Source organism: Mesorhizobium sp. WSM4829, assembly GCF_055811475.1.
In genome coordinates this window covers 80,534-101,912 of record NZ_JBVVQJ010000026.1, presented here as the reverse complement: position 1 = coordinate 101,912, position 21,379 = coordinate 80,534, and the positions used below count along the sequence as shown (strand labels likewise).

Genomic DNA, 21,379 nt, shown 5'->3' with positions numbered 1-21,379 from the left:
GGCTTCATTCGCGGCTTGGCCAAGTCTCGGGAGGACCGGCTGCTTGTCAAAACGGTGATCGATCTTGGTCGGGCGCTCGGGATCGATGTCATGGCCGAGGGCGTCGAAACAGAGGCGGACCGGCAAATTCTGTACAAGCTCGGCTGCAGAACTGCTCAGGGCTTCCTATTCTCCAAGGCGGTGCCTCTAAGCCAGGCGCTTGAGGTGGCACTAAAAGAGCACGCCACGGAGTTGTGAGGGCACACGCCATCAATGAAACCGCTGCGTGATCTCTGATCATGGGTGGTCAGGGGCGAGCGGTACGCTGGCTGTGCTGTCGCTCGCCGAACACGGCCTTGGTGATCGTGGCGTGCACGCCGAAATTTCCGTCGGCGACTTGCGTAACGCCGAAGTCGGCGGCAAGCGACATGATGCTCAACACCTCGTCCTCCGTGAGATCGTATGCCTGCATGATGAATCGGCGCGTCTGGCGGAAGGCGTTGCGCAGCGCCAACTCGATGGTGGATGTCTTGTAGACGTCCGACTGCGCGTTGCTGCCGAGGTCCCTGAGGTAGTTGGGATGGCTAAAACTCTGTATCACCCAGCTGTGCTCGGTTTCGATGAGCGGCGAGTTGAGACCGCGCAGGAAAGCCGGGCACCCTTCGCCCGCCTTGTGCAGCTTGATGATGATGTCGCCGGTCAGCGAACACTCAAGACCCGTGCCATTGATCTCGCCGTCCGACTGCGCGAAATGTCCATCGCCGAGCGAGAGCAGTGCGCCCTGAACCGCAACGGGCAAATAAAGCTTCGCGCCGGCTCCGATCCTCCAATTGTCGATATTGCCGCCGAAATAGCCCGGCGGGATGGAATCGACCAGGTCGGCCTCGCGCGGAGCCACCGCGATGCACCCGAAATGCAGGCGCGCCGGTATGCGCACGCCGCTACCACTCAAGTCGCGATGCGAAACCTTGCTGTGGTCGACGGGTATGCCAGGATAGTCGATCGTCGCGTGGACAACGCCGAAGGGGTCGGTCTGCGGCTGCCATTCGTAGCTGTACAGCGGCCGCGCTGCGGCCGGGCACCGCATGTCGATCTCGAAGATAGTCACCGTTTCGCGTTTGGCATCCCGGTCCAGAAGGTCGTGATACTGATACCCCCACCACGCCGATACGTTCGATGCGAAGGCCTTGCCGGGAAAGGCAGCGCTCGGCCGTGGCCGAATTTCGACGAACTCGATCTCGAGCACGTCGCCGGGCTCGGCGCCGCGCACATAGATCGGGCCAGTCATGATGTGAACGCCGAACCCCTCGCCAGCGCCGCGCCCGAAGATGGAAGCGTTTGCCGGACCGGCCCCGCGACGGTCGACGCGCTTGTGTTCGGGTGACCAATCGAACACGCTTTCAGCCCCGCTGTCACCCGCCACCATCCGCTGCCAGTCGTCGCCCGCGTGCTGAGTGAGTGTCTCAACGGTGACTGAATCGCCCGGATCGACGCGCAACACCGGCGGCAGCGAGCGGCTGAAAAAGCCCCAATGCACGGTCTCCGCTGTTGCTGGCAAATGCCAATGGTCCGTCCGTTCACGCGCTCTTGCCGTTGGCGGGCGATCCATAGCGGCCTGCAGCATCGGGGCCGGCCGCGCCGCCGCCGACTTGCGGCCGTCCGGTTTGCCGCGCAGCGGATAAGCTTCATCCGTCTGCGACCTGGCGCGCCTCACCTGCCTGGGACTCATTCCAAACGTCGCGCCGAAAGTGCGGCTGAAATGCGATTGATCGCGAAAGCCCCAGCGCTGTCCGATCGCGGCCACGCTTTCATGTGCATGGTTGGGATCCGCCAGGTCTATGCGGCAATGTTCGAGGCGCTGCTGGCGCACATATTCGGAGAAGCTTTCGCCGCGCCCCTCGAACAGTTTTTGCGCGTAGCGTACGGAAAGCCCTTCCAGTCTCGCGATCAGGGCCAAGGCAAGATCCGGGTCCGACAGCCGGGCGTCAATCGTCGCCGCGACGCGCCTGAAATGCGCCGTTTGCACCCCGGTCAGGCTGCCAGCGGGCTCACGTACCTCGCCAAGCAGGGCGCTTGCCACGAGTTCCGTCAAAGCCACTTCGGCGGCGGTCAGATCGGCCGCACCGGAAGTCTCGAGATTGGAGCCCAGCGTTCGCAATCCGGATTTCGCAACCGCAGCGACGACGGTGCTGCCTAGCACCTTCGGCAAGCGGATGCCGCTGCGGCCCAGCCGTGTTTCCAGCGGACCGGCGGCCGCCTGAAGTATGAACGCGCGGAAGTCACTGCGAAAGGTCAAAGACCAGTCGTCGGCCGTGCCCAGCACCATCATGTCGCCGTCAGCAAGATCGAACGCCTGGTGCGGGGCGACAAGACGCCCGCGCCCAGCAACGATGAGAGCGAATAGAATCCCGTGGTCCCGACGCATCGGCACGATGCGCTGGGGTGTGCCAGAGACGTCGGCGAGGCGCGTGGTGGCGTTCGCTGCCCGCAGGTGCATGGTGCCTCTCGGGATCGGCTGGTCGTCGACAGTCGCGGAAAGGGAAAGCTCCTCAAACCAGTCGAGCCACGCCTTATCGCGGTGTTCGAGAGGCAGGTGGTCGATCGATCACAGAGCCGCAACCATAAGAGACCTTTCCGGGGCGCGTTACGTCCATCAGGAGACCCGCCCGCCGAGATTCACTTTAGCGCGGCGCCCGCCACAGTCTTTGTGCGCATGCGAACAATCTCTTGACTTTACCCTGTCACCAGGCGGAGCTCAAGCTCGCCGATTTTGCCGACGTGAGCGTAAGCCATTGAATTTACTTGTATTTTTTCAGGAAACAGCGCGATGCATTGATTTTCGCGGCCGGCTGGCCGGATTGCCGATGGCGCGCGTGGTGCATAAAATCGCGCACATTCCTTCCAACAAAAACAAGGGGACTGTTCATGTGCAAAGGCGATGATATCAGCTGTCCGCATTTCGAGCTCCACTACAAGAAGTTGAAGCAAGATCTAAATGCCGAGCGACGCGGCTTTCTGAAGGGGGGCCTGTTCGCAGCCAGCGGTCTGGCCACGCTGGGCGCCGGTGGCATCTCGCTGGTCACACCCGCACTGGCGCAGGCCACGACATCGAAGCAGCCTGCACAACGCGCCTATCATTATTTGCCGGCCAACGCCGAGACCGTGCATTGGGGCTACTTCAGCAAATCGCTGAAGCCGCGCATCGAGGTCGATTCCGGTGACATCGTCACGATCGAGTCGCTCACCCACCATGCGGGCGATGATCTGGAGCGCATGGTCGACGGCGACGAGGGTGCAGAGAGCGTCTATCTCTGGACGAAAGTGAAGAAGGGCGTCGACCGCCGCGGTGCCGGCCCTACCGACCCGGCCAAGTACAAGAAAGGTTCTGGTGAGGGGCAGGGCGTGCACATCATGACCGGCCCGGTCTATGTCCGCGACGCGGAGCCGGGCGACATATTAGAGGTGCGGATTCTCGATTGCGGGCCGCGTCCCTCTGGCAATCCCAAGTTCAGCGGCAAATCATATGGCTCCAACGCGGCGGCCAATTGGGGCTTCCACTACAATGATCTCCTTGGCGGCACCAAGCGCGAGGTCGTCACCATCTACGAGGTCGACGTTGCCGGCGGCAAAAGCTGGGCCGAAGCGGTCTACAATTTCCAATGGGTGCCGCAGACTGATCCGTTTGGCGTCAGGCATGACACGATCGACTATCCCGGGGTTCCGGTCGACCACAGCCTAACCAAACGAAACTACGATGTGCTGAAGGGCGTGAGACTGCCCATTCGCCCGCATTTCGGCACGATCGGACTGGCACCGAAAGAAGCGGACGTCGTAGACACCATCCCGCCGAGCTACACCGGCGGCAACATCGATAACTGGCGCATCGGCAAGGGCGCCACGATGTATTATCCGGTCTCCGTCGACGGCGCGCTGCTCTCGGTCGGTGATCCCCATGCCAGCCAAGGCGACAGCGAATTATGCGGCACGGCGATCGAATGCTCGCTCACCGGCACGTTCCAACTCATCTTGCACAAGAAAGCGGACCTAGCCGGCACACCGCTCGAGGAGCTCAACTACCCCATGCTCGAGACGCAAACGGACTGGCTGGTGCATGGGTTTTCCTACGCCAACTATCTTGAGGAACTGGGACCGAGCGCTCAGAGCGACATCTATTCGAAGTCGTCTGTCGACAGAGCGCTGCGCGATGCTTTCCGGAAGATGCGCCACTTCCTCATGACGACCAAAGGACTGACAGAGGACGAGGCGATTTCCCTGATGTCGATCGGAGTAGACTTCGGCATCACCCAGGTCGTCGACGGAAACTGGGGGGTACATGCGGTGGTGAAGAAGGACATCTTCGCCGCACGTGTCGCCTGAGGTGTCGGTAACCAAATCTCGCATCACATTGCCGTTACTCGGAAGCTCGACTAAAGCTAAAGCGCGTCGCGTTTGAAGGGATACATGCGACGCGCTTTACGCTGCGCACCCTCGGGTCAGGCCCGAGGGCATGCTTTTGCGCAACATGCATCAGGAATCCGAAACAAGCGGGGCACCGACCGGTCCCTCCGTAAGAACGGACATCAGTAGCCAAGAGAAGCGGCCGAAACCGAAGAAGGCGACCGTGCACCAATGGTACCGTTGGCTGGGATCGAACCAGCGACCTCCGGATCCACAATCCGGCGCTCTAACCATCTGAGCTACAACGGCACGTTCGCCTGAGCGGGATGGAACGTTCATCCTCCGAGACCCGCTCTGTCGTTCGGCGATGCGTCCATACGGGCTATCGGAGTTTAATTCAAGGCTTTTGGCCGCGCATGGCCCGGAAAATCGGAATCGATTTCGCTGGGGATCATGCGCAAAATCCCAGGGTTCCGCAGCGTGCTTTGCGCGTCCAGGAAGGCGCCCGGCGCTGTAGGCAAAGGGTGCTCCGGCACCGACATCATATTCGCCGGGCAAAGAAAAAGGCCGGCGGGAGGAGGTGCCGGCCTTTTCCTGTTCCGAGCCAGCGGGAGGAGGTGCTGGCTGGTCATCCCGGAGAGCAGAGGGAGGAGGTTCCACCCGCCGGGTATTCGCTTGGACCACTATATCTCACATAATCCTGTTCGAAGAAATGCGACCTTTTGTTGCATCTTCGAACTATGCGCAAATATTAGGCGATCTTAACTTCCTTCATCGCCTTCTCGAAGGCGGTCTTGATCGGCTTGGAGACGTCCTCGGCCGCCTTGGAGGCGACGGTCTGGAAATCCTTTGCCTGCTCGACAGTCATCTCGACCTGCTTGCGCAGGAATGCGGTCTGCAGTTCGACGACTTCCGACAGCGACTTGGCGCCGATCAGAGCTTCGAAATGCGACAAGCCGGCTTCAGTATTGGCGCGCAGAGCGGCAATGGTCTTGAGCGACAGGTCGTTGGAAACGGTCTTGGCGGTCTCAAAGGTGGACTCAAGGGCCTTCTGGGTCTCTTCGGCGCCGGTCTTCAGCTTGGCATAGGCCTCTTTCGACTGCTCGACGCCCTTTTCGGCGAAAGCACGGATCTGGTCGGTGGCCTTGGAAGCGTCGAAACTCGGGAATTCAACGTTTTCGATAGTATCAGCGGTCTTGGTCCTGGACAATTTTCCATCCTTTGCAGTGGTAGCGGCTTCGATAGGAAAGCCGTCTCGTTCATGTATGATGGCAATATAAAGGCAAATCTTGTGCATTGCAATATCTTTGTTGCAGCGCACCATAAATTTTCTCTCCCAGCGTTAACCACGCGCCCAGAGATTCCGGCGGTTGCACGCTATGGCTTGTGGACCTTCGCACCGTCGGCTTTTATTAACAAAGCGTTAACTGCAAACTGCCCGCTTCGTAAGGGTTCCCAAAGCGCATGCCGTCTGAAAACTACTCCTTCCTCGACGTCGCCGTGCTCGACGCGGTCCGCCAGCGCTTTGCCGCCGGCGACGCGATCGCTCTTTTGTCGGCAGACCTCGAACAGGTGATCTGGGCCAACGGACCCGGGGCAGCGGTGTTCGGCTACCCCGACATCGAGGCGATCATCGGCGCCTCGGCCGGCTTGCCGCCGATCGCCAGGCGCCAGATCATGGCGACAAGCGGTTTTCCACAGATCGGCCGCGACCGCGCCATCACGGTGCGGCTGGCAACCGGGCTGACCAGCCGCGCGGTTGGCTTTCTGGCCAGCGCGGTGACAATGCCTGACGGCGAAAACGCCATCATGCTGGCGGTGCCGGCGACGCAGACCGGCTCGCGCAGCGGCGCCGAGCTTGCCGCTCGGGCCATCAGCGGCTTTACCGAAGACGGTCATTTCATCGCCTTCGTCGATGCCAACGGCAACATAGAGGCCGCTTCCGATGGTTTTTCGGCACTCGGCATCCTGCCCGAAACGCTGACAGCACTTGTCGCCGATGTTGCGAACGAGAGCGGTCGCGCCGTCAAACGCCTCGTTCCTGGCGGCACCGCTTCCTACCCGGCCGGCCTCGCCCGGCTGACTGACGAGCGGCACCTGCTGGTGGTGATCGACGAGAACCAGCTGGACTCCGAAGCAGCCCCTGCTGGCGTGCTCAGCGCAGGGGCGGCGGCCGATGCCGCAGTCCCGCCAAAAGCACAACAGGACAACCCGCCGGCAACAGTCGCGAAAACGGCTGCGGCAGTGCAGACAGTTGCGGCGGCCGACGAAGACACTTCGCTGTCGGCGGAGCATGATGTCCCCGACTCCAGTGGGCCCGATTCCACTGGGGTCGATTCGACCGGATCTCATTCAACTGCGCCTGATTCAACCGAGCAGGGTCCGGAAGCGGCCGGCGGGATACCTCCACAGCATGACCATTGGTATTTCAGCGCCAGCGAGGAGGAGGCGCAAAAGCCGGGACCGGATGCATCCGGTCCTGTCGAGGCGGATGCTTCGGCAGAAAGCTTCGCACAAAATGCCGTCAGGGCCGCCTCCCCGGTCAAAAATGCCATCCCCTCGATCGACCGCGCGGCGGCGCCCCTGCGTTTCGTCTGGCGCACCGACGCCGAGGGCAGGTTCAGTGCGCTGTCGCCGGAATTCGCGGAACTCGTCGGCAAGCCTGCCGCCGATGTGATCGGCCGGCGCTTCAGGGACGTCGCGGCCACCTTCGACCTCGATGCGACCGGCGACATCGCCGGCCTGCTCGACCGACGCGATACCTGGTCCGGCCGCTCGGTGCTGTGGCCGGTCGCCGGCACCGATTTCAAGATACCCGTCGACCTGGCGGCGCTGCCCGTCTACGGCCGCAGCCGTGCCTTCGAAGGCTTTCGCGGTTTCGGCGTTGCTCGCACCGGCGATGCGGTGGTCGATCCGGAAGCGATCGGCATGGCGCTTGTCGCCAATGCCGACGTCCCCGTGGCCGTCGAGCCGGAAGTCGCCAAAACGCCTGACGAAACCGACCCGTTCCAGGGCGAGGTGCCGGCGCTGACCATCGTGCCGAAGCCGGAGCGGCGCTTAGCCGACAAGGTGATCCGGTTGGCGGAGCACAGGCAGCCGGCCAACGACAAAGGCCTGTCGACGCTGGAACGCAGTGCATTCCGTGAGATCGGCGAGCGGCTCAAGAAGGACAATCCCCCGACCGAACAGTCCGCTGCCGCAATTGCGGCAGAGCCGGCTGCGGCGGAACCGACCGAAACCGATGTCGAAGACGAGAAGGATGTCGCAAGGCTCGACGGTGAGCAGCCGCAAGCAACCGTGTCCGACCTCTCAGGCTCGCTGCTCGACTATGCCGACCGGGACTACGTCACCGACGATGGCGACTGTGCGCCGGTCTCCGAGCCGGACAAACCGGCGCAGGAGATCGCTGAGCCCACCGACGCCGCCAGTCGATCGATCGCCGAAGACGCCGACAGCATGACGGCCGCCGATTTCCGCGATGCAGAAGACAGCGAGGACTCGGCGCGACCCGATGACGGCGAAACCGGTTCGCCAACCGATGGCATCGGCGATGCCGGCGACGTCGAGCCGGCGACGGTCGAGCGGCCGCGCCTGCCGGTGCCGCCGCTCAAGCTCGAAGGGTTCGTGCCGTCGGCTTTTTCGACCGCGGACGACAACAAGGCTCCGGACATTTCGATCCTCGGCAAGCTGCCGGTGCCGCTGCTGATCCATTCCGGCGACGATCTTCACTATGCGAACGAGGAATTCCTCAGCCTGACCGGCTATGACACGCTCGACCAGCTGGAGGATGCCGGTGGCCTCGACGCGCTGTTTGCCGATCCTTACGACGGCAGCGCCTCCGATGGAACCGATCACGCGCTGCGGTTGAAGACGCGTGACGGTCAGGAGTTCCCGATCGAGGCCATTCTGCGCTCGGTTCCCTGGCGTAGCGGCAAGGCGCTGATGCTGGTCGTGCGCCGTTCCGGCGACGACGAGGCAGCAGGTGCCGCCGACGACCAGACGCAGCCGGACACTTCGGAGCTCAAGGCGCGCATCGCCGAGATGCGCACCATCATCGACACCGCGACCGACGGCGTCGTGCTGATCGGCCGAGACGGAACGATCCGCTCGATCAGCCGACCGGCGGAGGCGCTGTTCGGTTTCGACAGCGACGAGGTGACCGGAAAACCCTTCGTCTCGCTGTTCGCGATCGAAAGCCAGCGCGCCGCGCGAGACTATCTCGACGGATTATCCGAGCCCGGCGTGGCGAGCGTGCTCAACGACGGCCGCGAGGTGATCGGACGCGAGGCGCAGGGGCGCTTCATTCCGCTGTTCATGACCATCGGCAGGCTGCCCAACGACAGCGGTTTCTGCGCGGTGGTGCGCGACATCACCCAGTGGAAGCGGGCCGAAGAGGATCTGACCCAGGCGCGCGCTGTGGCCGAGCGCGCTTCCTCGCAGAAGACCGACTTCCTCGCCCGCATCAGCCACGAAATCCGCACGCCGCTCAACGCCATCATCGGCTTCTCCGAGCTGATGGTCGACGAGAAATTCGGACCGGTCGCCAATGACCGCTACCGCGACTATCTGCGCGACATCAACCGGTCGGGCAACCATGTGCTCGACCTGGTCAACGATCTGCTCGATATTTCGAAAATCGAGGCCGGCCAGCAGGAGATGGCCTATGAGGCAGTGTCGCTCAACGACACGCTGGCCGAGACGGTGGCGATGATGCAGCCGCAAGCCAACCGCGAACGCGTCATCATCCGCTCCAGCTTCGCCTCCCGGCTGCCGGAAGTGGTGGCCGATCTGCGCAGCGTGCGCCAGATCGCGCTGAACATCCTGTCGAATGCCATCCGCTACACGCAGGCCGGCGGCCAGGTGATCGTATCGACAGCCTACGAGATCTCCGGCGACGTCGTGATGCGCGTGCGCGACACCGGCATCGGCATGAGCCAGTCCGAGATCGAGCAGGCGCTCAAGCCGTTCAAGCAGCTCAACGCGCTTAAGCGCGGGCGCGGCGACGGCACCGGTCTCGGGCTCCCGCTGACCAAGGCCATGGTCGAGGCGAACCGGGCCCGGTTCACCATCAACTCGACGCCCGGCGAGGGCACTCTGGTCGAAGTCGCTTTCCCGTCGACCCGCGTGCTGGCGGATTAGGGCAGCGGACTTTCGGCCCGTCCGTATCGCCGCTCTATCTCTTTGTTTGAGCACCGGATTTCCCAAACCGGTGCCCACTTTTGGGTCCGATGCTCTGTCTTTTTGTTTGAGCATCGGATTTTCCCAAAACCGGTGCCCCTTTTGGGTCCGATGCTCCAAAAAGAAAGGCGTCCAACAGGACGCCTTGAATGATCGATTGCTGTACATCGGGGCTTGAGCGAATTCAGATCCTCTGGGGATTTAGAGGAACGGGATTTCTCCCTCAAGTTACGCACGACTATCGATGTCGGCCCTTAACAAAACCTTACCGGCGCCGCGAATAATTTACCAATGTGTACCACTCATGAAATCTAGGTAAATTCGAGCGAGATATTTCGTTAACCATGCTCGGCTCCGTTTGAACGCGTGACGGATCGCATGTCTTGGACCTCGAGAAACTAATCGGCCAGCTGCGGCAGGTCGCGGAACAGCTCGAGCGCTTCGGGATTGGCCAGCGCCTCCTTGTTCTTGACGGCACGGCCATGCACCACGTCGCGCACCGCAAGCTCGGTGATCTTGCCCGATTTGGTGCGAGGAATGTCGGCGACGGCGACGATTTTAGCCGGCACGTGGCGCGGGCTCGCGCCGCTGCGGATTTTCGCGCGGATGCGTTTTTCCAGCTCGGCGTCGAGTTCAACGCCGGCCGCCAGCCGCACGAACAGCACGACCCGCACATCATTGTCGAAATCCTGGGCGATGCACAGCGCTTCCAGGATTTCCGGCATCTGCTCGACTTGGTTGTAGATTTCCGCCGTGCCGATCCGCACACCGCCCGGGTTGAGCGTCGCATCGGAACGGCCGTGGATGATCAGGCCGCCATGGGCGGTCCATTCGGCGAAGTCGCCGTGGCACCAGACATTGTCGAAGCGCTCGAAATAGGCTGCGTGGTATTTCTTGCCTTCGGGATCGTTCCAGAAGCCGATCGGCATCGCCGGGAACGCCTTGGTGCAGACGAGCTCACCCTTTTCCTGCCTGAGCGGCTGGCCGTCGTCGTCCCAGACATCGACGGCGAGGCCGAGGCCAGGTCCCTGGATCTCTCCGATCCATACCGGTTGGGTCGGCACGCCGAGCACGAAGCAGGAGACGATGTCGGTGCCGCCAGAGATGGAGGCGAGATGCACGTCTTTCTTGATGCCGTCATAGACGAAGCGGAAATCTTCCGGCGACAGTGGCGAGCCGGTGGAGGAGATCGTGCGCACGCTGGAAAGATCGTGCGTGTTGATCGGCCTGAGGCCGGCCTTGCGCGCGGAATCGATGAATTTGGCCGAGGTGCCGAAATAGGTCATCTTCTCGGCGTCGGCGAAGTCGAACAGCACGTTGCCGTCGGGGTAGAAGGGCGACCCGTCATAAAGCAGAAGGGTTGCGCCCGACGCCAGGCCTGAGACCAGCCAGTTCCACATCATCCAGCCGCAGGTGGTGAAATAAAAGAAGCGGTCGCCGTCTAGCAGGCCGGCGTGGAGCCGTTCTTCCTTGACATGCTGGATCAGCGTTCCGCCGGCCGAATGGACAATGCATTTGGGAATGCCGGTCGTTCCGGAAGAAAACAGGATGTAGAGCGGCTGCGCGAACGGCAACCGTTCGAAGGTGACCGACTTGGCAGCGAAGGATGAGAGCGCCTCGTCCAGCGCAGTCGCCTTCTCGATGGTCGCCGCCACGTCGGTCGACGTGCCGAGATAGTCGACGATCAGGATCTTGCGGACGGTGACGAGCTTTGCCGCAACGGCCGCGATCTTGTCGGCAACCTCGATCGCCTTGCCATTGTACCAGTAACCGTCGGGCGCGATGAAGACGACAGGCTCGATCTGGCCGAACCGGTCCAGAACGCCCTGCTCGCCGAAATCGGGAGAGCAGGACGACCACACGGCCCCGATCGAGGCTGTCGCCAGCATTGCCGCGACCGTCTCCGGCATGTTGGGCATCATGGCAGCGATGCGGTCGCCCTTTTTCACCCCGAGCGACAGGAAAAGCTGCTGCAGCCGCGAGGTCAGCGCATGCAACTCGTTCCAGGAGAGCCGGCGCTCGACCTTGTCCTCGCCGCGAAAGACGATGGCGTCACCGAGCCCGGTTTTTTTCAACAGGTTCTCGGCGAAGTTAAGCTTGGCGTCGGGAAAGAAGGCGGCGCCGGGCATCTTCTCGCCATCGACAAGCACGCGCTCACCGCCACTGATCCCGCCACCGGCGCCCCCATTGGCGCCCCCATTGGCGCCCTTGTCGCCGACGATCCCGCAAAACTCCCAGACCAGGCTCCAGAACGCCTCGCGATCGTCGATCGACCAACGATGAAGATCGCCGTAGGCGGAAAAAACCTTGCCGGTTGCGGCCGCCGCGGCCTGCATGAAGGCGGTCATCGGCGCCGCGTCGATCTGGTCTTTGGTCGGTATCCAGAGCGGTGCGTCGCCAGCCATGAACGTTCCTCCTTAAAGCACGTTACGCTTGAAGAGATTCACGCGACGCGCTTTAGACTTTTGTTATTATCATGTCGTTATCCAAAAACGTTGCGCATTTTGGCGACATGCATTGGCATCGCTTATGCATATCGCAGCGCAGCAGAGCAAGATTTTGTTCGGCCGGGCGACGCGGATGGTGCGCAAATGCCATCGCTGGGCCATAAAGACTTGAAATGCGACAGCCCTAAGTCGTAGGTAACGACTGGGGGTTACACCCGTCGGGCGATTTTTTGTCGGAACGGAAGCATACGGGGCGACATGCCATCACCTTTGATCCGGCGCGGAATATGGGCGATCGGCGTTGCCGTGCTGGTCATCGCGCTGGCCGTTGCCGCCCTGCCGCTCGTCGCCTCGACCCGTATCGTGCGCGACCGCATCGCTTGGGAAATGAGTGCGTGGAGCGGTTTCAGGGTCACCATCGACGGCGCGCCACGGATCGAGGTCTGGCCGAATTTCCGTGCCATCCTGGCCGACGTGACGCTTTCGCAATGGACAGAGACCGACGCGCCGCCGGTGATCGAGGCTGAACGGGTCGAGGTCAATCTCTCCGCCATGGCGGCGTTGCGTGGCAATGTGGTGTTCTCGACGGCGCGGCTGATCCGGCCGACGATCAGGGTTCAACGCGCAGCACATGGATTTTTTCTGCCCGCCCTGCCTTCGGGCGGGCGCATCACCCGGTCCATCGACATCGCTCGCGCCGTTGTCAGCGCCAATCCAGCCAAGCCGGACCTCAGCAAGCTGCCGGCTGATCCGTTCGGCACCGTGGAGTTCAGGAACGGCCGCGTGGTGACCTCCGTCGATGGCAAGGACGCTGAGATACTGAGCAGCCTGAGCGGTCAGGCGAACTGGGCCGCAATGAACAGCAATGCGACGCTGTCGGCGACCGGGATCTGGCGCGGCGAAAGCGTCGCCGTGGATGCCGCATCGTCAAACCCGCTGGTGCTGTTTGGCGGAGGTGCGGCGCCGATGACGCTTTCCTTCAAGGCGGCCCCTGCCAGTTTTTCGTTCGACGGCGTGGCCAGCATGTCCGAGAACGCCTATTTCGACGGCCAGGCAAAATTTGCCGCACCCTCGCTCAGGCGCGCGCTCGAATGGTCGCGGGCCGGCATCGCGCCGGGCGCAGCAATTGGCTCGGTTTCCGTTTCCAGCAAGCTCACGGCGACCTCCGGCCGCATTAAATTCGAAAACACCGAGATCGCCCTGGACGACAATCCGGGAATGGGTGCGCTGGATTTCTCCTTTGGCGAGGCGCGGCCGGTGATCGCCGGTACGCTCGCCTTCGAGACGCTCGACCTGCGGTCGTTTCTCTCCGCCTTCGCACCCTTGGCGCCCGCGAACGGCGCTGGCCCCGGCGAAATCGACATAAGCGTCGCCGACCGCATCGATCTCGATCTCAGACTGTCGGCAGCGCAGGCCACCGCAGGCGCCATCCAGCTTGCCGACGTCGCCGCCGCTGCCCAGGTCAAGAACGGTCTTGCCGTCTTCGATATTTCCGATGCATCGGCCTTTGGCGGCAACATCCAGAGCAGCCTTCGTTTCGACCGCAAGCCGGAAGGCACGCAGGTCGAGATCAGGCTGCTCGCCTCCGACATCGACGGCGGGGCTTTTGGCACCGCAGCCGGAATGACGCGACTGGTGCCGATCGGCACGGGAACCGTTTCGGTCATCCTCAAGGGGCCGGGCAGAACCTGGGATTCCATTTTCGAAAATGCCGACGGCTCGGTTTCGGCGAAATTCGGCCAAGGCGCGTTGAGCCGGTTCAACCTGCCGGCGTTTCTCAAACACAATGAACAGGGCGGGTTCTTCGCGCTCGATGATGTCTCCGACGGAACGCTGCCGATCGACGGGGCCGAACTCAAGGCGAGCATTTCGAACGGTGTGGCGAAGATCGACAAGGCCGAAGCGAATTCGGCGAAGTACAAGATCTGGCTTTCCGGTATCGCCTCCTATGCCGGGCGCGGACTGGCGCTGTCCGGCGGCATCATTCAGGCGGACCAGCCAGCCACGCAGACAAATAGCCAAGGTCCCAACCAGTCTTCGTTCTTCATCGGCGGAACGTGGAGCACGCCGTTCATTTCGCCGATAAGCCGCGGGGTATCCGGCGAGTAGGCAACAAAGCTGCTGCGGTCGTCGTCAGAAGTGCTTCCTGCCGGCTTTTGCTGCTGCCGCCCCTTTCGTCACCCACGCTGAGCGGCCTGCTCGTCGCGCTGGCGCTGGACCTCGCGCCGCTTGTTGGCGAGCGACGCGATGATGACGCCGACCGCCACAACCGCGATCAGGATGGTGCAGGCGGCGTTGATCTCCGGCGTCACACCGAGACGAACCTGGCTGTAGATCTTCATCGGCAGCGTGGTGGCGCCAGGCCCTGAGGTGAAGCTGGCGATGACCAGATCGTCGAGCGACAGTGTGAACGCCAGCATCCAGCCGGACACGATCGCCGGCATGATGACCGGCAGCGTGATCTGGAAGAAGGTCTTCACCGGCGGCGCGCCAAGATCCATCGCGGCTTCTTCGAGCGAGCGGTCGAACGTGATCAGGCGCGACTGCACGACGACGGCGACGAAGCACATGGTCAGGGTGATGTGGGCAAGCGTGACGGTGACAAAACCGCGGTCGAGACCGACGGCGACGAAGAGCAGCAGCAGCGACAGGCCGGTAATGACTTCCGGCATGACCAGCGGCGCAAAGACCATGCCGGAAAACAGCGTCCGGCCCTTGAAGCGCGTGTAGCGCGTCAAGGTGAGAGCCGCCAGCGTGCCGAGCACGGTCGCCACGGTGGCCGAGATGACGGCGACACGGGCCGTTACCCAGGTGGCGTCCATGAGACCCTGGTTGTGGAACAGCGAGACGTACCATTTGGTCGAGAAGCCGCCCCAGACGGTGACCAGTTTCGATTCGTTGAAAGAGAAGACGACGAGCAGGACGATCGGCAGGTAAAGAAAGGCAAAGCCGAGCACGATCGAAGTGATGTTGAAGCGGCTCCAGGTCGGGTTCATCTGTCCTGCTCCTGGGCGCGGGCCTGGGCCCGCTGGAAGAGCATGATCGGCACGATCAGCAGCAACAGCAGGATGACGGCGACGGCCGAAGACACCGGCCAGTCACGATTGGCGAAGAACTCGTTCCACAGCGTCTTGCCGATCATCAGCGTCTGTGAGCCGCCGAGCAGGTCGGGAATGACGAATTCGCCGACGGCGGGGATGAACACCAGCAGGCAGCCGGCGATGACGCCGGGTAGCGACAGCGGAAAGGTGATCTTCCAGAAGGCGCTGGTCGGTGGGCAGCCGAGATCCTTGGCTGCCTCGATCAGCGAATAATCCATCTTTTCCAGCGACGAATAGAGCGGCAGCACCATGAACGGCAGGTAGGAATAGACGATGCCGATGAAGATCGCCGTATAGGTGTTGAGGATGATCAGCGGCTGGCTGATAACGCCGGTGGCGAGCAGCAGTTGGTTGAGCAGCCCCTCAGGCTTGAGGATGCCGATCCAGGCGTAGACCCGGATCAGGAACGAGGTCCAGAACGGCAGGATCACCAGCATCAGCAAAGTCGGGCGCAGCATCGCCGGGGCGCGCGCCATGCCGTAGGCGATCGGGTAGCCGACAAGCAATGTCAGCACCGTCGAGATGGCGGCGACGATGACGCTGGTCACATAGGCGTTGACGTAGAGCGCGTCCTGCGTCAGCCATGTGTAGTTGTCGATGCTGAGCTCATTCAGCTGGGCGAAGAAACCGGCAAGGCCGTCGCCGAAGCCGAGCACCGGCGTGTAGGGCGGTATGGCGATCGCGGTCTGCGACAGCGAGATCTTGAAGACGATGACGAACGGAACAAGGAAGAAAAAGACCAGCCATAGATACGGGATGAGGATGACAAGACGGCCAACGAAGGCCTCTCCCAGCCTGGCCAGGGCGGATTTGTCCGCAGCGGTGGCTCGAGAGCTTGTTGCAGCGGTGACAGCGGCATTCGACATGGCCGCCCCTATCGCGTCAGCACGACGCCGGCATCCGGCCGGAACGACACCCAGGCACGGTCGTTCCAGCTCAGCGGATCCTCGGTGATGCGGGCCGCGTTCATCGTGCTCGCTCGCACCACCTGGCCGTCGTCCAGCCTGACGTGATAGACGGTCATGTCGCCGAGATAGGCGATATCGTAGACCTCGCCCTCGATGGCGTTGACGGCGCCGGCCGGTCTCGTCGACGATATCCTGATCTTCTCCGGCCTGATCGCGAAGGCGACGGCCGCGCCAGTTGCGGCATCGCCGGCATGCTCGGTGCGGATGGTGATGCCGTTGCCGGCATCGATGCTTGCCGCACCCGCCTCGCCATGCGCAATCTTGCCTTCGAACATATTGACGTTGCCGACAAAGCCGGCGACGAAACGGGAGCCCGGCGCCTCGTAGACTTCCGCCGGCGTCGCCACCTGCATCACCTCGCCTTTGTCGATGATGGCGATGCGGTCGGCCATGGTCATCGCCTCTTCCTGGTCGTGGGTGACGACAACGAAGGTGAGGCCGAGTGACTGCTGCAGATCCATCAGCTCGAACTGGGTTTCCTCGCGCAACTTCTTGTCCAGCGCGCCCAACGGCTCGTCGAGCAGCAGCACCTTCGGCCGCTTGGCGACCGAGCGGGCAAGCGCGACGCGCTGGCGCTGGCCGCCGGACAATTGGTGCGGCTTGCGCTTGGCGAACTGCTCGAGCTTGACCAGCTTCAGCATCTCTCCAACGCGCGCCGCGATCTCGGGCTTCGGCATGCCGTCCTGCTTGAGGCCGAAGGCAATGTTGTTCTCGACCGTCATATGCGGGAACAGCGCATAGGACTGGAACATCATGTTGACCGGCCGCCGGTATGGCGGGATGCCGCGCAGATCCTGGCCGTCGAGCAGGATGCGGCCGGCGGTCGGCTCCTCGAAACCGGCGAGCATCCGCAGAAGCGTCGACTTTCCGCAGCCGGATGCGCCGAGCAGGGCAAAGAACTCGCGCTCGAATATGGTCAGCGACAAATTGTTGACGGCAGTGAAGTCACCGAACTTCTTGGTGACCTTGTCGAACTGGATGTACGGCTTGGCGTTCGGATCGTTCCATGGCGCGAAATCCCTGCGGATGCTGCCAAGCGATTTCATGTCCCACTCCGTGCTCGCGTTCTATCCCCAGAAGACTTGACCCCGGCAGCACCTGCCGGGGTCGCTGATTGTCGCTTACTGCCCGGTGACGATCCTGGTCCAGGTGCGGGTGACGACGCGCTGGGTCTTGGAATCATAGGGGGTGATGGTGAACAGTTTCGCCAGCGTCGCCTCGTCCGGGTAGATCGCCGGATCCTCGAGTATCTCCTTGTCGATGAATTGCTGCGACGCCTTGTTGCCATTGGCGTAGAAGACGAAATTGCTCGCCTTGGCGATGACTTCCGGCTTCATCATGTAGTTCAGGAATTCATGAGCTTCGGCGACATGCGGCGCGTCGGCCGGGATCGCCATCTGGTCGAACCACATTTCGGCGCCTTCCTTCGGCACGGAATAGGCGATCTCAACGCCCTGGTTTGCTTCCGTCGCACGGTCGCGCGCCTGGAACACGTCGCCCGACCAGCCAACGGCCAGGCAGATGTCGCCATTGGCCAGCGCGTTGATATATTCAGACGAGTGGAACTTGCGGATGTAAGGCCTGACCTTCAGCATCACTTCTTCGGCCTTGGCGAAATCGTCCGGCGATGTGGTCTCGGGATCGATGCCCAGATATTTGAAGACGTTCGGCAGGATGTCGCTCGGAGAATCGAGGACAAAGACGCCGCAATCCTTCAGCTTGGCCAGCTTTTCCGGGTTGAAGAACACGTCCCAGCTGTCGATCTTGTCGGTGCCGAGCGCTTCCTGCACTTTCTTGACGTTATAGCCGAGGCCGACCGTGCCCCACATGTAGTTGATCGAATATTCGTTGCCGGGATCGTACTTGGTCGTGCGCTCCGAAACGACGTCCCACATGTTGGAAATGTTGGGCAGCTTCGACTTGTCGAGCTTCTGGAACACCCCTGCCTGGATCTGGCGTGCGAGGAAATTGGCGGTCGGTACGACAACGTCGTAGCCGCTGCCGCCGGCAAGCAGTTTCGTCTCAAGCAGCTCGTTGGAATCGAAGGTGTCGTAGGTGACCTTGATGCCCGTTTCCTTGGTGAAGTCGTCGATGATCGAGCTGTCGATGTAATCCGACCAGTTATAGACGTTGACGACGCGCTCCTGGGCATGAGCGCCGAGGGTGAAAAGCGCCAGAAATGCCGAGGTCGCCGAAAGCCAGAATGCTTTGCGGATCATGCGTCTCTCCTTTGATGAGTGTTCCATCGCCAGCTCGTCGCGGGGCTGCGCGGCTGGGCGTTTGCTTCAGATTATTGGGCTTTCCGACAAGCGACAAGCGCGAACCGCCAACACGACAGCGGTTCGATGCGCAACGGCCGATCCCCCGGTTCCTTTCTCGTGATCCAGGTGGCATTCCGGCGCCGTCAAAGGCTCTCGCCACGGCGCGGGCAGGGATACGACGATGTTGTCCGGTCTCGGTCGGGCCGGAGGGGAGACTTGGCAAGATGAGCCTGTCTTGTTGTTGCCGTATTGACAGCCTGCCCGCGCGGCTGCGCCATTGTCAATGGCTCATCTCGCTTTGGCGCGTGCGCTGCATCAATTAGGCGACGGCATACCGGTGACACCCGGCCGCACCGGCCGCGTCTGACGCTTGAATTCGAGCCCGATATGGACGAGCAGCGCCGTGACCACGACCGTTCCGCCAAGGATGGTGCGTCCGGACGGCACCTCGGAATGGATGAGCCAGACCCAGATCGGGCCGAGGATCGGCTCGAACGTGCCGAGCAGTGCTGCGACAGCAGCCGGAACCAGCCGGGCGCCGGTGGCGAAAAAGGCAAGGCCGAGACCGAGATTGACCACGCCGAATGCAAACAGGAAGCCCATGTCGCTGCTGGAAACGCCGAATTGCGATGCCTGCGACGCGGCGAATGCGGCGGCAATCATCGTGCCGAGGCAGGTCGCCGGCGTCATGCGCACATGGGCAAAGCGTCGCGTGATGACCGTGGCGATCGAAAACATCACGGCGATAAGCAGCGCCAGGCCGTCACCAATGGGCGACACCGCGCCATCGAGCGATTCCGATACCATGATGGCAACGCCGGCAATGACGGCGGCAATCGCCACCCAGGTCGCCAAGGCCACCCGTTCGCGAAACAGCACCCAGGCAAACAGCGCCGCCAGGAGCGGCACGCCAGCCTGCATCAAAAGGATGTTGGCGACAGTGGTGTAGGCAAGCGCCACGACGAATGAGGTCGATGCGGTGGCGAAGCAGAACGCCACGGCAAGGCCGGGCAGGCCCATGCCGCGGAACAACCTCACCGTGCCGTGCCAGCCGTCGCGCCAGACCATGAAGCAGAAGAGGAAGGCGGCGGCCCAGACCGAGCGCCAGAACACCACCGTCCAGCTGTCTCCGGCGTCGATGAAACGGGCGATGGCGCCACCGAAACTCCACATCAGCGCCGACAGGAAAATCAGCAGGAAGCCGACACGCTCGTCACGCGGCGAGACGACAGGCGAAACGGCTAACGGTGATGATGATATATCGGTCATGATTGCGACTGTCGGCGATTTCGAGGCAACACGAGGCACAGCGGACGACAGAAACGTGCCACATTCGCCTAGCGCAAAGGCAGCGGCGGAGCGTGGTCCACCGGGCAGCGATGGTTGTGGCAAAGACGGCAGTCGCCTGCCGGGACCTCACTGGAAATCGAAGGCGCTTAGTCCGGTCACCATCTCGTCGAGGCCGAGCGGGCGCGTCACCGGCGGCTCGGCGCGGGCGAGGCAGCCGATGCGTTCGCACAGCCGGCAGGCCGGGCCAACCGGCGTGGCCGGACTTGTGCCCTGTCCGGCTTTTCCGGCCGCAGCGGCAGCCGGCCCCGGCAGTGCCGCGCCGTAGACGATCTCGTCACGAAAGCCGATGTCGCAGCCGAGCAGAAGTGCGGTACGGCGCGGGCGCTCCGCAAACGAGCCTTGCGGCCCCTCGAGCGTGCGGGCGACGCAGAGGAATTCGGCGCCGTCGGGCATTTCCACCGCCTCGACGAATATCTGGCCGGGCTGGGTAAAGGCGGCATGCACGGGAAGCTTTGGACAGCCGCCGCCGAAGCGGCTCTGCGGAAAACCCTGGCTGCCAGCCTTGCGGAAGCGGTTGCCGGCATTGTCGACCTCGAGCATGAAGAATGGCACGCCCGGCGCGCCCGGCCGCTGCAGCGTGGTCAACCGGTTCGCCGCCTGCTCGAAGGAGACGCCGAAGCGCGAGCGCAGCACGTCGATGTCGTAACGCGCGCGTGTGGCGGCTGCGTGAAAGGATTGATAGGGCATCATCAGCGCGTGGGCAGCGTAGCGGCCAAGCTCGAAGCGGGCGAGCCGGCGGGCCTCATCCGTGGACAGCTTCAGCGCCTGGATCTCGCTTGCCACGGCGACCGTCATGCGGATCAGGCAGGCCTCCATCGCCACCTCGCGCAACTGGTCGAACGGCGACAGGCGCTCGGACAGGAACAGACGCTGCGAATGGCGGTCGTAGCGGCGGCGCCAGTTCGGCATGGTGGCGACCGGCAGCACCTTGACGACGATGCCGTATTCGCGCTTCAGCCAGGCCTTCAGCGCACCGAGCAGGTCGTCGCCGGGATCGAGCACCGAAATGAATGCCTCGGCCTCCTCTTCCAGCGCGGCAAAATGGTTCGGACGGCGCTCGAAAATCTCGTGCACCTCGTCGATCGGCAGGCGGGCGCCGGACAGCGCCGTCGCTTTGCCCTCACGCGCCAGGAGTTCGTTGAGGTCGGAAAGGCGCTCGGCCTGCTCGCGATAAGCGCGAAACAGTTTTATCACCGCGGCGGAAGCGTTGGGCGCCGCCTCGGCAAGCTCGATCAGCTCCTGGTCGCCAGGCAATTCGCCAACCAGCAGCGGATCTGAAAACACTTCCTTCAAGGCGGTGACCGACCCCCTCGCCTCGCCCTGCAATTCATGCGGGTCGACCTTGTAGACAGATGCCAGCTTGAGGATCAGCTGGACCGTCAGCGGCCGCTGGTTGCGCTCGATGAGATTGAGGTAGGACGGCGAGATGCCAAGACCTTCGGCCATCGCCGTCTGGGTCAGGCCCTTGGCGCTGCGGATGCGGCGGATGCGCGGCCCGGCGAAGATTTTTTGATCGGCCACTCGGCTGTCCTTGACAGAATTTACATGACTCCCGCGCGGCGCTGCCATGCCGGCCTTTTACAATCATGACAGATTTACAGCACCTGACTGTCAAACGCAACACAGGTTTTCCCTTATTTTCCAGCCAATCCTCTGGTTTTCCTCGCCTGGCCCGCCGTCAAAATGTAAATGCTGTC

General features: G+C 62.6%; 13 protein-coding genes and 1 tRNA gene. 4 read left to right on the top strand and 10 right to left on the bottom strand.

Features of this window, described 5'->3' with window-relative positions:
- On the top strand, positions 1-237 hold a 237-nt coding region (locus tag AC0L17_RS23205), incomplete at its 5' end, for an EAL domain-containing protein (RefSeq protein ID WP_473517533.1).
- 49 nt (positions 238-286) lie between these two features.
- Here the strand turns inward: AC0L17_RS23205 and AC0L17_RS23200 are convergent.
- Complete coding sequence (locus AC0L17_RS23200; RefSeq protein ID WP_473517532.1) at positions 287-2,476, bottom strand: acetamidase/formamidase family protein; 2,190 nt, start codon at positions 2,474-2,476, stop codon at positions 287-289.
- Positions 2,477-2,904: 428 nt separating this feature from the next.
- Here AC0L17_RS23200 and AC0L17_RS23195 point away from each other — a divergent pair, with 428 nt between their 5' ends.
- Entirely contained in the window at positions 2,905-4,356 is a 1,452-nt protein-coding gene (locus AC0L17_RS23195; RefSeq protein ID WP_473517531.1) for an acetamidase/formamidase family protein, read from the top strand.
- 253 nt (positions 4,357-4,609) lie between these two features.
- Here AC0L17_RS23195 and AC0L17_RS23190 read toward each other — a convergent pair.
- Both AC0L17_RS23190 and AC0L17_RS23185 read right to left on the bottom strand, forming a co-directional pair.
- Positions 4,610-4,686, bottom strand: a tRNA-His gene (locus tag AC0L17_RS23190).
- Positions 4,687-5,128: 442 nt separating this feature from the next.
- On the bottom strand, positions 5,129-5,587 hold the full coding sequence (locus AC0L17_RS23185; protein WP_128166139.1) for a phasin: 459 nt from the start codon (positions 5,585-5,587) through the stop codon (positions 5,129-5,131).
- Between the two features lie 254 nt (positions 5,588-5,841).
- Here AC0L17_RS23185 and AC0L17_RS23180 point away from each other — a divergent pair, with 254 nt between their 5' ends.
- Entirely contained in the window at positions 5,842-9,516 is a 3,675-nt protein-coding gene (locus AC0L17_RS23180; protein ID WP_473517530.1) for a PAS domain S-box protein, read from the top strand.
- 437 nt (positions 9,517-9,953) lie between these two features.
- Here AC0L17_RS23180 and AC0L17_RS23175 read toward each other — a convergent pair whose 3' ends face one another.
- Complete coding sequence (locus AC0L17_RS23175; protein WP_473517529.1) at positions 9,954-11,960, bottom strand: acetoacetate--CoA ligase; 2,007 nt, start codon at positions 11,958-11,960, stop codon at positions 9,954-9,956.
- Positions 11,961-12,260: 300 nt separating this feature from the next.
- On the opposite strand from AC0L17_RS23175, the gene AC0L17_RS23170 reads away from it, so the two are divergent.
- Positions 12,261-14,111 carry an AsmA family protein gene (locus AC0L17_RS23170; protein ID WP_091595235.1) on the top strand — a complete coding sequence of 617 codons (1,851 nt, stop codon included), beginning with the start codon at positions 12,261-12,263 and terminating at the stop codon, positions 14,109-14,111.
- 68 nt (positions 14,112-14,179) lie between these two features.
- Here the strand turns inward: AC0L17_RS23170 and AC0L17_RS23165 are convergent, their stop codons facing one another.
- The 6 genes from AC0L17_RS23165 to AC0L17_RS23140 form a co-directional block, all read right to left on the bottom strand.
- A complete protein-coding gene (locus AC0L17_RS23165; protein ID WP_287065432.1) occupies positions 14,180-14,998 on the bottom strand; it encodes an ABC transporter permease in 819 nt (272 codons plus the stop codon).
- Positions 14,995-15,969 carry an ABC transporter permease subunit gene (locus AC0L17_RS23160; protein WP_473511429.1) on the bottom strand — a complete coding sequence of 325 codons (975 nt, stop codon included), beginning with the start codon at positions 15,967-15,969 and terminating at the stop codon, positions 14,995-14,997. The genes AC0L17_RS23165 and AC0L17_RS23160 overlap by 4 nt, the downstream gene beginning before the upstream one ends.
- Before the next feature lie 8 nt (positions 15,970-15,977).
- Complete coding sequence (locus tag AC0L17_RS23155; RefSeq protein WP_091595229.1) at positions 15,978-17,117, bottom strand: ABC transporter ATP-binding protein; 1,140 nt, start codon at positions 17,115-17,117, stop codon at positions 15,978-15,980.
- 75 nt (positions 17,118-17,192) lie between these two features.
- Positions 17,193-18,290 carry a polyamine ABC transporter substrate-binding protein gene (locus AC0L17_RS23150; RefSeq protein WP_473517528.1) on the bottom strand — a complete coding sequence of 366 codons (1,098 nt, stop codon included), beginning with the start codon at positions 18,288-18,290 and terminating at the stop codon, positions 17,193-17,195.
- Positions 18,291-18,647: 357 nt separating this feature from the next.
- Positions 18,648-19,601 carry a DMT family transporter gene (locus AC0L17_RS23145; protein WP_473511426.1) on the bottom strand — a complete coding sequence of 318 codons (954 nt, stop codon included), beginning with the start codon at positions 19,599-19,601 and terminating at the stop codon, positions 18,648-18,650.
- A gap of 147 nt (positions 19,602-19,748) precedes the next feature.
- Entirely contained in the window at positions 19,749-21,203 is a 1,455-nt protein-coding gene (locus AC0L17_RS23140; RefSeq protein WP_473517527.1) for a helix-turn-helix domain-containing protein, read from the bottom strand.
- Between the last annotated feature and the right edge of the window lie 176 nt (positions 21,204-21,379).